9 protein-coding genes and 1 pseudogene are annotated in these 13,676 nt (G+C 58.5%); 7 read left to right on the top strand and 3 right to left on the bottom strand.

The features are described from left to right. The first annotated feature begins 409 nt into the window (after nucleotides 1-409). Complete coding sequence (noeE, locus tag X265_RS39110; RefSeq protein WP_276575773.1) at nucleotides 410-1,615, top strand: nodulation protein NoeE; 1,206 nt, start codon at nucleotides 410-412, stop codon at nucleotides 1,613-1,615. Between the two features lie 113 nt (nucleotides 1,616-1,728). Here noeE and X265_RS39105 read toward each other — a convergent pair. Continuing rightward, nucleotides 1,729-2,424: pseudogene (locus X265_RS39105) on the bottom strand (IS91 family transposase); the annotation flags it as partial. A 334-nt stretch (nucleotides 2,425-2,758) separates the two neighbouring features. Between X265_RS39105 and X265_RS41825 the strand changes: the two are divergent. The 6 genes from X265_RS41825 (at nucleotide 2,759) to X265_RS39070 (ending at nucleotide 9,527) form a co-directional block, all read left to right on the top strand. Further along, nucleotides 2,759-2,920, top strand: coding sequence for a hypothetical protein (locus X265_RS41825; RefSeq protein ID WP_232995580.1), 162 nt, complete (start codon nucleotides 2,759-2,761; stop codon nucleotides 2,918-2,920). A 424-nt stretch (nucleotides 2,921-3,344) separates the two neighbouring features. After that, on the top strand, nucleotides 3,345-3,863 hold the full coding sequence (locus tag X265_RS42495; RefSeq protein WP_128929583.1) for a plasmid mobilization protein: 519 nt from the start codon (nucleotides 3,345-3,347) through the stop codon (nucleotides 3,861-3,863). A 143-nt stretch (nucleotides 3,864-4,006) separates the two neighbouring features. Continuing rightward, nucleotides 4,007-4,936: a relaxase/mobilization nuclease domain-containing protein gene (locus X265_RS39090; RefSeq protein WP_244659376.1), complete on the top strand. Its 930-nt coding sequence runs from the start codon at nucleotides 4,007-4,009 to the stop codon at nucleotides 4,934-4,936. 276 nt (nucleotides 4,937-5,212) lie between these two features. Continuing rightward, a complete protein-coding gene (locus X265_RS39085; RefSeq protein WP_232995578.1) occupies nucleotides 5,213-6,034 on the top strand; it encodes a hypothetical protein in 822 nt (273 codons plus the stop codon). A 1,150-nt stretch (nucleotides 6,035-7,184) separates the two neighbouring features. Further along, nucleotides 7,185-7,955, top strand: coding sequence for a helix-turn-helix domain-containing protein (locus X265_RS39075; RefSeq protein WP_128929582.1), 771 nt, complete (start codon nucleotides 7,185-7,187; stop codon nucleotides 7,953-7,955). A gap of 15 nt (nucleotides 7,956-7,970) precedes the next feature. Further along, nucleotides 7,971-9,527, top strand: coding sequence for a hypothetical protein (locus X265_RS39070; protein WP_128969538.1), 1,557 nt, complete (start codon nucleotides 7,971-7,973; stop codon nucleotides 9,525-9,527). A gap of 579 nt (nucleotides 9,528-10,106) precedes the next feature. Here X265_RS39070 and X265_RS39065 read toward each other — a convergent pair. Then, nucleotides 10,107-12,200 (bottom strand): ATP-binding protein, encoded by a 2,094-nt coding sequence (locus X265_RS39065; protein WP_128929580.1) that lies wholly within the window; start codon nucleotides 12,198-12,200, stop codon nucleotides 10,107-10,109. Then, nucleotides 12,197-13,210: an SIR2 family protein gene (locus X265_RS39060; protein ID WP_232995577.1), complete on the bottom strand. Its 1,014-nt coding sequence runs from the start codon at nucleotides 13,208-13,210 to the stop codon at nucleotides 12,197-12,199. Before X265_RS39060 ends, X265_RS39065 begins: the two co-directional genes overlap by 4 nt. Nucleotides 13,211-13,676: the final 466 nt, after the last annotated feature.

Genomic DNA, 13,676 nt, shown 5'->3' with positions numbered 1-13,676 from the left:
GCCGATCTCAGGTGCGGTGCTGTGGCTGGCTAAATGGATTGAATTCATGGCACCCAGATCATGCGAAACAGGGATAGGGTCGTCTTCCATTTCCGCTACGAATGGGATCGATGAGAGTTACGGTCTATCTGCAACAAACCTGAACAACGGGCAATCTACGTACGCATTGCCAATCGGAGATGGCGCGCGTCCATCCGAAGCGCGCAGTAGGCGCTCATGCAGCGAACAAGCCAAAGCTGCCACAAGGGCCATCGAATGTTGTCGCGGCATGATGTCATCCTCGCGGATGTCACGTCATCTGAGGATAGGGATGGTTGACCCTATCTGGATTGCCATTGCTGGTGTTGTCTCTTTCTACCGGACGAAGGTTTTAAGACGGACGCTCGGTCTGTCCAAGATAGGCTGTTGAATGATGAACCGCGATGTAAGCCATGCGCCTGCGGTGTGCTTTTTGCTCGGTCTTCCCCGCTCGGGGACGACGCTGCTAGCGCATTTGCTGCAGCGGCACCCGGATATTTTGGCTCCGCCTGAACCGTGGCTCATGTTGGCACTTGAGGCCTTCGGTAAAGTCGACCACCGCCACCCAGCCGGCGCATCATTGGTTCAAAGCGCAACCTCGCAGTTCTTGGGGCGAATAGATCGGATGATCGTTACCCGCGCTTTTTCCGATGCAGCTTATTGCCAGTATTTAGCTGCTGCAGGCAAACGCACTCTCATAGACAAGACGCCGCGCTATTGGACGGTGCTCGACTTTTTGGATTCCCTTTATCCGGAAGCACCGCGTCTCGTTCTCATGCGTAACCCCTACGCCATCGCCGCATCACTGAAGACGACATGGGGCGTCCCTCTGCTGGCCGCAAGTTCCCCGCCCGCCATCGCATCGTGTCTCGCCGATATCGCGTTGGGCCAGCCCACGCCCGCGATCGCATCTTCTCTCGCAGATCTTGTCCTGGGCCTGCCTGCGCTAGCAGCATACCGCAGTCGACCTCAGACGCAGGTGGTCCACTATGAGACCCTTGTGGCGCACCCCGATGACGAAATTCGGCGCGTGCTTGCCGGCCTCGGTTACACTCCGACCGAGACGGGATCGGCGCCGGGGGGGCAGACGGACTATCTCCGCTCCAGCACTTTCGGAGATCGCAAGATCCTGGAGCGAAAGGCCGTCGATGACCGCTCAGTGGAGGCTTGGCAAACTGACTTGAGCATCGAAGAGATGCAAGTCGTGACCGACCTGGTTGGGGCGAAGCTCTTGACAGAGCTCGGTTATGAGCGGGATTTTCAGTACGCAAAGCAAGCCGGCGTCGTCGATAGGGGGCCGGAAGCAACCCAAGGCTATCGCCACTTATTTCGGACCTGCTGGGATTTTCTGGACGGCAAGACGGGAGGATCGTTCGAGCTCCCCGCCGAACTCAATAATAGTGGTGGGCAAGCGGAGGAACACGCCGCGGTTGCTTTCGCAGCCTCAGTGTTTCAGCAAGCGCAACGTCTGGCCGCCACTAAGAAGGAAGAGAATCTGCGGGTGGCAAATTCAATCGCGGCGCAGTTGAACGAGGAGCTCACGGCGGTCGTGTCCTCGGAGGTGAGGCGACAGCTTGCGCCGGCGGGCCGACGATAGGACAAACGCGTGACCACCGCGCGCCCGATCGCCCCACCGGCCCACAGGTCCCTCCCGCGCGCGCTGCTGCGTCGCTTGACGTGCAGTGGGAGCGAATAAGTCGAGGTAGTCGGTCATGATGTATCGCAGCGAGGTGCGCGTCGCGGCGGCGCACGCGGCGCAGGCCCAATCTCGACCATGCGGCCTCCGCAGATGGGGCACACGTCGAGGCGGTGACCAAGGAGGATGGCGCAGCGCTCACGATAGTCGACAGCTTCGGCAGGCGGAGGTGGCTGCGGGGCTTCAAGTGCCGCTCGGATGCGCGCGAGTTTGGCGGCGCGGCAGGCGTTCGCCAGGAAACCAAAATGACGGATGCGGCGGAACCCCTTCGGCAATATGTGAAGCAGAAAGTGACGAAGGAACTCCTCAGTGTCGAGCGTCATTACTTTGGATTTGTTCCCGGCGCGATAATCTTTCCACCGGAAGCGGACGTGGCCCTGCTCACAGGTAAGAAGCCGGCCGTTGGCGATCGCAACGCGATGAGTGTAGCGCCCGAGATAAGTCAGAACCTGTTCTGGTCCGCCGAAGGGACGCTTGGCGTAGACGACCCACTCGACCTTGCGGAGGGCGTTTAGATGGCGGGCGAATGCCGCTGGCTCGACGAGGTGCGCGAGATGGCCGAACAACTGGAGCTTGGTGCCATCGAACGCCGCCTGCAGGCGCTCCAGGAATAGCCGACGATGCAATCGTGATAGCACGCGAACGGGAAGGAAGAAGCCGGGGCGACAATGAACCCAGCTTCCATCAGGAGCGATCCCGCCGCCTGGTATGCCGGAATTTCTCCGGTCGAAGCTTGCGGGCTCGTCAATCCGTGCAGTGTATGAACTCTACCAGGCTTGGCGTGAGCAGCCCAACGCCGTCGAGACCATATGTGCAGCACAGGAGAGCTTCACCGACGCCCACGCCCGCCAGCTGGCTCGCAAAATTCGTAGCGGAGTTGGGGGCTCCCATGCTGATAGCGAAGGTGCCGCTGGAGCTCAATCGGCGCGAGGCCCGATCGCACCGCAAGTAGCATTGCGACCCATAGAGAGAGACCGTGTAACGGCGGCCGCGGAGAAGAGCTCCAGGTCTTCCGTCCATCGAAATGAGCGAATGAGTTCGTCAGTGACGATCAGAGTGCGCCACCAAGATCGCGCGGGCTGTCTTCTCGTCGATCGGCTCGCGTCTCAAGGCTCACGCCATGCCGTGCTGTTGGTCGATGGCGCAGAAGAAGTGGAAGAGGTGCCGGCATCGACCATCACCATCGAAGAGATCATTTTCGCATGAAGCTGGCCTTCGACTGTCTCCTCAGAAAGACCGCTGCGCTTGGCATGCCGGCGGAGCGGATTTCCCATCCGAAGGATGGCGCGTTAGCGCAGCAGCCGGAGGCCGAACGCGCCCCCCACAGCGCCGTAGAGAGGCCGGAGGCTGCTGGTAAGCCGCGGTCCACATACCCGGTGCCAATGTTGCCGGTCTCCACGCGCGGCGTTCGTGGAATAAGAGCACCGGGGCTGACGGCGGCGCCATTCCCGGAGGAATTCTGCGCATCGATCGTCGGCTGGGTTGGATCTCACCTGCAGCAAATCCCGAGCTTTGAATGCCGAGCCTGTTGGTTCGAACCAACACGGAGGGAGTGGAAGGATTCGCTTTTTCTAGTGCAGGATAGGCTTCGCGCCAGCGATGTATTAGATCGCGATTGGGATTGGAGTGCATGGCTCTGATCTCGCTTCGCGTCTCTGACGAAGTCGCTGCGGAGTTCTCAGCTTTGGCAGCGACCCAGGGCGGCAAATCCGCGCTCTTGCGGCGTCTCATTGCTGAGGCACTTGCTGAACCAGTGCCGCGCATCTCCGTGCTGCCTGTCGGGCGACCGGAGAAGGTGACGGTGCGATTTCGCGAGAGCGAGATGCGGCAGCTCGCGGAAGTGTCACATCAGCGCGGCATGACCCGAACCGGCTGGATCGTTGCATTGGTGCGCTCGCGGTTGGGATCACCGGTGCAGCATTCTCCAGGCGAGCACGAGGCGCTCCGCGCGATTGTTCGCGAGCTCAACCAGATCGGCGGCAACATCAATCAGATCGCGCGCGCAGCGAACGCCAGTGTGCTGCAGGGCAGGGCGGTCGAGCCCGATCTGTCCGCAATTCAAGAGGCCCAGTTGGTCATCGAAAAAGAGCTCGCGCAACTACGCAATGCGCTGCACGGCAACGCGGATTATTGGGATGGGCGGCGATGAGTCGGCGCCATAAGCCGCGGCCGGCAGACCTGGCCTCCGAGCTTCCGCCGATCTCATATGTTTGGGAAACGCCCAATCGGCGCCCGCGGCGGGCCGAGTGGGATATCCCCGATCCGGCGGTTCCTAGTCGCCTGACGCCGGCTATGCGCGCGAAGCTCGAACGGATCGTGCGCCGAGCGCCAGAGGTGATGGTCAAGATCACCGGCCGCACCAAGGACGTGGCGCATCTCAAGTCGCACCTTGCGTATATCACGCGAAACGGCGAGCTCGATGCGGAAACAGAGCAGGGCGCGAGTCTGGCCGGTCGTTCCGGATTGAAAGACCTACAGCAACGCTGGGAGGATGATGCCGGCCTTGACGACAAGCGCCGCCGTGATGGGTCGCTTTCGATCAACATCATTCTGTCGATGCCGGCTGGCACCGATGCCGTCGCCGTCAAGGATTTAGCCCGGGCATTTGCCATCGAAACGTTCGGGGACAATCATGACTATGTCTTCGTCCAGCACCTCGACGACAAACATCCCCACGTGCACTTGACCGTCCGGTCCCTGGGCCACGACGGCAAGCGTCTCAACCCTCGGAAGGCAGATCTGCAGGCTTGGCGGGAGCGATTTGCTGGCGAACTCCGGCTTCGCGGGATAGCGGCCGAGGCAACGCCGCGGCGAACCCGCGGGCGAGTTCAAAAGGCCGATCGCGGGGCGGTGCTCGCTATGCGCAAGCGAAAAATCGTACCTGATGTCGACCGGCTCGCCCGGAAAGAGGTGCTTTCGGAGGTGAGGGGCGGCACGACTGCAAAACGTCCTTGGGACGAGCAGATCAAGTCACGTCAGGATGCGATCCGGCGGCGATATCTCGATTACGCAGCCGAGCTGCAGCATTCTGGAGCGGCGGCAGATCACGCGCTCGCGCGCCAGGTTAGGCAATTCGTGAACGACATGCCCGCCGTTGAAACCCGGCGGCATGCACTAAAGAATGAGCTTTCGGAGCTCACCAATAGCCGTCGCCGCAAGGCAGAGCAGGGAATCGATGCCGAGTTGCGCGGTCACAAGCGAGACGATGAGCGGACGAGGTAAGGCGCCCGCGCGCTCCGCCAACCGTTTCATCGGTTGGCACGTAGATGTGCACTGGCGGCTTGTCATGTTCCTCGAGCGCGCGAACAGCATTGGAGCCGTCAACGGGAAGTTACACCCCTATGGAGCGGCTGCCCTGAGGCGCCTAGGTCCTTGAAAGCTGGCTGATAGATCGTGCATTCTTCGAATCGGCCGTCTCGCCGGACCTGCCACAGGGTCAAAGTGGGCACTATTTCAAATCCTTGGATCGACCGTCATATCCAGGTCGGTGCGTAATCTGTGGACATCGGCCGCCGATATGAACAGGTGGATCCTTTGACCGCTATCCCTTTGACTGAATCTGCGCTCACGTCCGTGAAGCGTGCGGTTAGGCAGGGCTATCCGAACTACAAATCATCCCATCTGACCGAGGCGATCGCAGCCGCATGCGGCTTTGCAAGTCATGCAGCGCTGCGAGCCCGCATGTTGGAGCGTGCACCGGTGCATCCGGACTTTGCATTGCTCGAGGAATTGCCGTTCCTGAGCCGGCTCGCGGCGATGACGGGTGTTCCGACATCGGACGAAGACCTCCGCGGATTCTCCTTCGATCGCCTCAACTACGAGGGTGCGGACGTGATTCCGACCGCGTCCAAGGGGGTAACCAAGGTGAAATACGACGGGTCCCGCAGGCGGCGGGCCTGGCGCAATGTGATGGTCGCCGGGATCAATGCTGGCATCGACCAGGGATTGTTTACGCCGCGTGCAGGAGAAAACAGCTGGCCGCTGCTGGATCCGAGGTACGGGGACGATGGTCGAACGTACCGATTCATGATCGAGGATATTGCGGCGATTGCCAGCGTTCACGACGCGGATTGGGACGAGCTATCAATCCACGTTGCTCTGTGGCCTGCGATCGACGGCGAACGCTGGGTCCGAACGGCAAATGGCGGTTTCCTGGCGGGCGAGGTGTTTGCATCCGGATGGCTTGAGCGCCGTGACGGAGCGTGGCTCCAGGTGGGAGATCACCCCGAGTTTGGTTGTCGGAAGCAGCGCCTGGACCTGATCGCCGCGCTGGATATTCGGCCCAAAGGTTATGCGGATCGCGGCAGCTTTAGGCTTTGATTACGAACGAGGTGCGGGCTGCACGACAGTGCCAAGAAGGAGACGCTTCGCTCTCTCTACGCCTTTGCGTGCTGCGCGCCCCGACTGCGGGATGCCTGTGAAGGCGGCTGTCGGGATCAGACTGATGATGCCGGCGAAAAGTGAGTTTCCTCGGTGGCGATGATGTGCCAGTACGGAGAGCGACATAGTAGGCGCCGGGCAGGAGATGTGTGCTACCGGTGTCGAGGACCAAACGGCTGCCTGGATGGATGATCTGCAGGCGATCGGCAGGCAAGTCTCGCCACCGTGGCGACACGATCAGCACGACGGCGGTCGCCGGCTGACAGCCTAGCGTCTCAACAAGATAGACTTCGGGAAGCCGCGTCTCGTGGGCTCGATAGGGGCCAGATGCCACCAAAGCGGGCAGCGGCCTCTCAACTGGACTCGAAGCCGGCCGCTTTTCGGGCGGCGTGAAGTCGTTAGCCCGATCCGTGTCCCGCTTGTTAAGGCTCCTTCATCCCCGATCTTTTCCGACGACCTACCCCTTCGGGTTGGCCCTGCCCGTCGATTTCAAGGAGTCGTTTGCCCAGCTCCTTCTTTAGAGCGTTGCGATCGCCACCGGACAGGGGTGTTGGATGGTGGTTAAGCGCCATTGAGTAACAAACCGATCGCGAGCGGATCCTTTAGGAGCTCTTGAAAGATAGCCAGCAGCCATCCTCCTCGTAGCGCGCGCTACGATTCTGACATGTCCGATCGGCCGACTTCTGCCCGACGTCCTTCCAGACTGCATGCTGATCGAAAGACCCGACCGCATCTGCCTTTTCGGATCTCAACGATTCGACTGCAGCGCTGGCAGGTCACCCGCAAAACGTGACGAGGGATCTCCGATAGCCGTCGCTGCTGAATTGGCACGCCTGGACTCGTTCCGACGCTCGCGTCAGCCAGGATTGAATCCCAATACTCTTGCGGTAAATCTGCGTCTGAACCGACGGAATGCGATGACGACGACCGAGTAGCGGCGGTCCATTTTTCAATCTGTTTTGGTGACGGCATTCGCCAACTCGCGCGTCGGGACGACACTCCCGCGGAAGGGGAGGGGGACAAAGCAGGTTCTTTTTTCTGACATATTGTCAAAATACGAAGGACAAATTATCAAAACGGATTTTACATAATGACAAGTATTGAGCTGACTGAAATTTTGACATTTCTGGGCCTCGACCTGGCCGAGGCTGCGCAACTGTTGGGAGTTTCGACGCGAACGCTTCGAAGATGGATGGAAGGCGAGGAAATTCCCGGTCCGGCCCAAGCCGCTCTGCGTGCCTGGCACCAACTCCACGCGCGGCACTTGGCTTGGAAGCCGGACGCCATTTCCATATTCGAGAACGACCAAGCTCAGCTCGAGCGTGCGCGACTTCATGCGCGAGAGGTGAGCGGGCTGATCAAAGCGGTCGAAGCTCGCGGCGGGCCGCAAAATCCATGGTCGGTCAATATCGCTAAAGGCGTTGCGACGTTCGGTCCTTTTGAGATCGGGTTTTACAACCTGCAAAACGGAAGCTTCTCTCTCAGCGGGTACCGCCGCAAAGACAGCTCGCCGGACCTCGTGCGGGACAGGCCGTACCTTGAAGATGCCGCGTACAGCATCAGCATGGCTTTTTCAAAGGCCGGCGAAAGCGAAATTGCGCTGGACAACGTCGCGGAGTACGTCCGAAAACATTCGGCCGCGTTTGTTGTCGATGGCCCGCAGCGGCTGTCGCCTGCGGACTCCAAACGCCGCCAGCGGGACATCGAATTACTCGCCGGCAAAATCGATGAACTGGCGAAGCTTGCCGCCAAGGGCAGCGCCAATCACCTTCAATTTGAGGAATTACTGCATCAACTCCACGAACTCGGGTTCTTCCCGACTATCGATCTGGTTTCAGCAGTAGCTAAGGCTATGGTCTAAAATATGAAGAATTCAGTGAGCGTTCCAGATCTTGGCGCGCGAGGTGAGAATGTGTTCATCGGTTGGTGTGAACCGGAAGGGTTTCGTGCCCAGAAATCACAGGCAGACCGTCTCGGCTGGGACTACCTCCTTGAAGGCGAGCCTTTGCGGATGAAAGAGCGTCCGCTTGATTCCCAGAACGATCTTCCGAAATTCTTGATCCAAGTGAAAGCGACAGAAGGATCTCAGCCGCCGAGGATCAAGCTGTCGGCGCTCAAGCATCTCGTTGATGCTGACCTGCCGGCGGCGATCGTCGTCATGTTTTTCGTCAAAGACGGGCGGACGCCGATTCGCACTCTCCTCGTCCCGGTCGATCAAAAAATGATCTACGACACCCTCAAGCGGGTTCGCAGCGAGGAAGCCAAAGGAAAGCGGAACATTCACAGAATCACGATTCTTGTGCCACTCGATCGTGCGGTAGAATTGTCTCCAGCAGGAGAAGGGCTGGCAAAGGCTTTAAACGGAATGCTCGGAGGGGCACCTGCCGATTATATTGCAGGGAAGGTCGACTACCGCAAGACTTGCGGTTTTGATAACAGATCCATTGTCGGTCGATTTTTCGTTCCAGGAGAAAATGCGGGCGAAAAGATCGGTCAGCTCTTTTTGGGTGGCCCTCGCACGCTTAAGGTGACGGACCTGACGATTGAGCGACGCCGGTTCGGAATTCCGCTCGACAATGATCGCGATGAGTTTCGGGAAGCGGTGCTGGAGCTAAACGTATCGTCATCGATGTCAACCACGGTTGAACTTTCTTCGGAAGCAGGCGAGTGGACCTCGGTAGAGCTCGAGATGTTCGTCACTCCGATATTCGATGGAAAGCTCGGGCCGGTGCGACTTGCAAACAACTTCCTTGAATTTTTGATCGACTTTCCGAAGGCGGAGGCGAACCTAACGCTCAACTATGACGGTGAACGAATTGTCGACCTGGAGGAGGCGGTCGCCATCATCGAGATTGGCGTCATACTGGCCAGGCCGCAGAAATCGATAACGCTCCGTTTCAAGGGAAAAGAGCTCAAGTTGGAAATGGCACCAGGCGAAGGGCCATTTGCGCATTGGATTCCGGCCGCGCCAGTTCTTCGTAGGATTGTATCGGCGATGGTTCGGGCAGGTCGGCAGACAGCGCGCCGCTTTAAATTTGCCGACTTCGTCGATTGGGTTGATACTCACATCGAATTTCTTGCCGTAGCATCAACGCCAGGCGTCAATATCATCTTCAACCATTGGCCTGACGAAATTCAACTGACTTCTGACGATGCTTTGTTGACGCCTTTTTCGCTCGAATGTTTTGGGTCGCGCTATACGGCGCTTATCGAACTTCCGATTGTATCATCGAGCCGCTCGGAGCCGGAGGTCACGCTCATCGGTGGTCGGCCCCATATTGTATCAGAGGTGGTGCGGGCATTGAATGCCGATACGTCTGACTTTGTCGAGAGCGCAGTTGAACGATCGAATAAGGATCGGGGGTCGAAAAGACCGGCCTTTTTCGCGGAGGGATTCTCTAACTGGGATAAGGTCATGCTCTCCATCTCGTAGAGAAGTGCTTATCAGTCACAACGGTGGAAGTACGACCGTAAAAAGCAAGGCCAGCGCAGCCGGCAAAGTCGGCTGAGCTCTCTAAGGCTGGAGACGAGCTTGCGGGGAAAGCAGTCTGCTATTGGGAAGGCAGGTGCTATTCTTTCGATTTCGTCGACACCCTCATCCTCAAAAACTTGGCGCCAGTTGATTGCAATGGTGTCGATCCGATCGATCTCGGCCCTAGCCTCGTCTGTGCTCAGCACGAAGTCCCCGCAACACGAAACGCAGTTAGCAATGCTCGGGCACTTGCTGCCGGATCAGTGTTTCCGTCGAAGCGATCTCATCGCCTGCTGACGCCGGCCGACTTACGCCACTCAACTTAGCGGGCAAGCTGTCATTCGGCATGCAAAATTGGATGCTGAAGGGATCAATTGTGACGCCGAATGACAATAGCGGATTCGACGAACTCGACCTCGCTCTCCGTCTCGTCCTGCAAGCCATTGAGCAATGAGATCACCAGCTCACCTTGTTTTCTCCCGTCGGACTCATAAGGCGTGCGGCAGTCATGGAAACGTCTGATCGAGGAGCGCAGTCTGTTCAATTCTGCGCACTGCCGGTCCAATCGCCGACGAGGGTGGGCCAATCGATCGGACGTGGGTTCTTGCCGATCCAAACGTCCCAGAAATCTGGGTCTGACGATTGCGGCCGATGTGCCTCGGCAAGTTCATCCATCTCCACGAGCAAAGGAATCGGCGTGGCCCATCCCAGCAAAATTGCCTGACGGGATGGTAGGCTAGGTAGCTCCTTTAGCAAGCCCGCCACATTGTCGGGAACGAGACGTCCAACTAGCGCCTGATCGAGGTCGTTTACGATCCGGTGCAGTAGGAAAGTATTGCACTGTGCAAGGATCGTGGGCGAGAGCTCCGATGGGCGTTGTGACGATAGCATCAATCCAAGACCAAACTTGCGACCTTCGCGCGCGATCTTTTCGAACGTCTCGCGACAGAGCTGGGTCGGGTTTTCTGCCGGCCCATCTTCGTTGGCGCCTCGCCGAACAAAGTTGTGTGCTTCCTCTAGAACCAAGGTCGTGGGCAGAGGTTTGCCATCAGGATGAAGCCGTCGGTAGCGCTGCAATGCCTCAAACGTCAGCCGTCCCAGAACCGCAACGACTACGTGGATTATTTCTGAAGGCACCAACGAAAGGTCAACGATTGCGACCTGTCCGTTGGCCGAGGCGTTGCTGCCCACGAACGCGTCAAGCCAGGCATCGAAGGTGATCGCCGGGTCACTTCCAATCACTTGACCGAGTCTCGGGTCCGACATCATGCCGCGGATGCGCATGCCGAGCGTGCTGATGAATCCGGCCAACGCACCTCCCTCCGTCGCTGCTATCCTCTCAAGGTGCTCTGGCAGCATGTGTACGTCGAATGGTATCGGTGCATCTTCCGTAAGATGCGCGATGGCGAAAGCATCCTCTACCAGATCTACGAAGCTCTGCAGTGACCTCCGCACCGCTTCCATGTCCTGTACTGAGAAGGAGTTGAACCAGTCTCCTGACCGACGGGAATTAGCGATAGTTTCGATAATGCTGCTTATCTCTTCCAGAGCTGTCTTGTGCTCACCATCAACGGATTCCGTCATATTGCTGCAGTCTGATGCAATGTTGTCTAGCAGTTCGCCGCAGCGCCGCCGATTGCTTGCGCTGCCAGCGTAGGTCGCGGCACCTTCGGCCAACATAGCGGCGATCATGATGCGATAGGAATACAAATGCCGCCTGACGATAGTTTGGCGAGGCGTCCCCGCCAGCTGCCCGTTCTTTAGTTCACGAAGCGCTTGGAGCAGCAGGGGCCGCTGCGCTCCGGGTCGTGCGAACGATACCGCGGTCCACTCGTGACCGTTCCAGAGCCAGGCCGGCAGACGGAGCGCGCGTTCACCCCTGTTGAGGTCGATGGGCGGGACACGAAACAGGCGGATATTTCCGCCCCTATCTGCAAATGCTTTGGCGTACTCCCCATTAGGATCAAGAATAATAAACCGCGCATTCGGCTGTTCTGTGCCATTCTCAAGAGCGGCCTGCGCCGCATCGAGTGACCAGCGGATCAGCCCAGCGACGGAGCAGGATTTTCCACTACCGGTGTTGCCGAGTACGGCGACGTGCCGCCCGAAGATCTTATCGGGATCGACCATAATTGAGGTATCTGCAGCCAGCGGTGACGAGCCGATGCGAACGCGGCGGTCCTTGTCCTTTGCTCCGACGATAGCTGTGATTTGTTCCGGCGTTGGGATTGGTATCTGATCGCCTACCGAAGGGAACGCAACGATTCCTCGACTCAATTCGAACATACTGCTTCCCTCGCGTCGGTTTCGAGCGACAGACAGGGTGCCGATCGGAGTGAGCGACATCTTCCGCAGAGGGAATGGCAGATCGATCAGGCCGAAATCCTTAAGCCCCGACCGTTTGGGGTACGGCGATCGTTCAATCCCGATCCACGTGACGTAGGCGACGGTAGCACCAGCCTCATTCGGTATCAGCACGTAACTATTGAGCCTTGGGAAGCTCATCGGTGTGCCGGTGTTGAGCGCAGTAGCCTGTGGCGCATCGAGATCGAGCAGCACACGGATCTCATCCGAGGAGATCGACTCGACCGTGCCGATGACCAGTTCAGCGAGCCGTTCGATCGGGGAGCTCACGTTCCTCCTCCAGAGCCCGCTGGCGGCTGACTCGGTTCGGCTGGCGCCAGGCCCGCAGCGGCATCTGCGAAAGCGCGGTTCTTCAGCAAGTCAGACATACGCCCGGTGATGTAATCGAGCGCGGGCTTTGGCAGATAATCGTCGACGAGGTGCTGGAGGCTTCCGAAATGGTTGCCGGCGAGGAGGCTGACTTGTGCAGGACGAGTTTGATTGAGAAATCCCTTGATGCGATCGTCTAGTTCAAAGGCGATGATCACGAGGTGTGCGGACGGAACCGACAGCATATCGAGCAGAACACGGTTGATGTGGTCATCACCGAACCCGTAGCCGTAGGTCACCACCACCGAGTTGGGTCTGCAAGTTGCCGAGGCGAAATCACGGAATAGCTCCGCATAAGGATATTGGGTGGTCTCCACGTCCTTAGCCGGATTAGGATAGATCATCACGGTATCAACTGGAGAATCTGGTAAGCTCGGATGATCGTCGTCGGCACCAAATGGTGTCTCTGACCGATAGATCCGATGCGCGATGGGGTCGAAGCGCCAATCAAGGCTGCCGTGGAGCTTGGTCAGACGGACGACGCCTTCCATAAAGCGCGGCTCACCGCGGATCCCGGGTGGGTTGTAATGATAATCGAGCTCGATCCGAGTGTTGCGGAACAGTGGACGCAAGCTCCCCACAAAGCGATCAATGATCCGTAGCCCCGCTTGATCGCAGCCATGTTCGATCAACCGGTCGTAGTTGGTCGTGAAGATATGTAAACGCTCGCGTGAAGCGGCGCGGCTGACGAAGCTGAGCAGAAATGACTGCACCGTCGCCAGTGCTGATGCACTGTTTGCTTCGAAAATACCTCGCTCGGTAGCAAGCAGTGAGGTTAGGAATGTCGCGATTGCGGAGTTAATGTCGTCGCGAACACCTTGCGCCGACCCCTTATCGATGATGTCAAGACCATCGAGCACAGCAATGGCGCTACGCAACTGATCTTCGATGTTAGCTTGACCGCGACCCATCTTTTTGGCGCTTGCGGTCGCGTGACGAGGATTGCCTTGGCATGTTTCGACTTCCCCGTCGCAATCGCCATACCCGTCGCCTTGACGCCGGCAGCGAAGCCCACAGCAATGGTAAAGCCGCTGCCAAGCAGGAGGTTCAGATGCTCAGCTTGGAATACCGCCGAGAGCCACGGCTCGATCTTTCGGCGGTGTAGCGCGATGAACCGATCAAGTTCGTCTGCGCTTTCTGGGATGCTATCGAAGGTCTCGCTCGATGCACCAACCCGGTAACCGTGCGCCTTCCACTCCATGGACCCTCGCGACGAGTTGCAGGACCGACCTGAGTCCCCGCTAGTAAGTCTTAAAGCAACATAATCAGAGGTTGCAAGGCGGGCAGGTAGTCAAAGTGAAAAAGGTAAGCAGCGAAGCGGCGAGGGGATGAAGGGCATCGAGATTAGCTTCCTCGACTAATCGCTTGAACCGGTGA

Source organism: Bradyrhizobium guangdongense (assembly GCF_004114975.1).
Classification (GTDB): domain Bacteria; phylum Pseudomonadota; class Alphaproteobacteria; order Rhizobiales; family Xanthobacteraceae; genus Bradyrhizobium; species Bradyrhizobium guangdongense.
The sequence above is the reverse complement of the archived record's forward strand: the minus strand, read 5'-3'. Positions and strand labels throughout refer to the sequence as shown.

What these genes read in the sequence shown, in the direction of transcription:
- noeE (WP_276575773.1), top strand. Translation starts at nt 410, where the DNA reads ATGATGAACCGCGATGTAAGCCATGCGCCTGCGGTGTGCTTTTTGCTC.
- X265_RS42495 (WP_128929583.1), top strand. Translation starts at nt 3,345, where the DNA reads ATGGCTCTGATCTCGCTTCGCGTCTCTGACGAAGTCGCTGCGGAGTTC.
- X265_RS39090 (WP_244659376.1), top strand. Translation starts at nt 4,007, where the DNA reads ATGCGCGCGAAGCTCGAACGGATCGTGCGCCGAGCGCCAGAGGTGATG.
- X265_RS39075 (WP_128929582.1), top strand. Translation starts at nt 7,185, where the DNA reads ATGACAAGTATTGAGCTGACTGAAATTTTGACATTTCTGGGCCTCGAC.
- X265_RS39060 (WP_232995577.1), bottom strand. Translation starts at nt 13,210, where the DNA reads ATGGGTCGCGGTCAAGCTAACATCGAAGATCAGTTGCGTAGCGCCATT.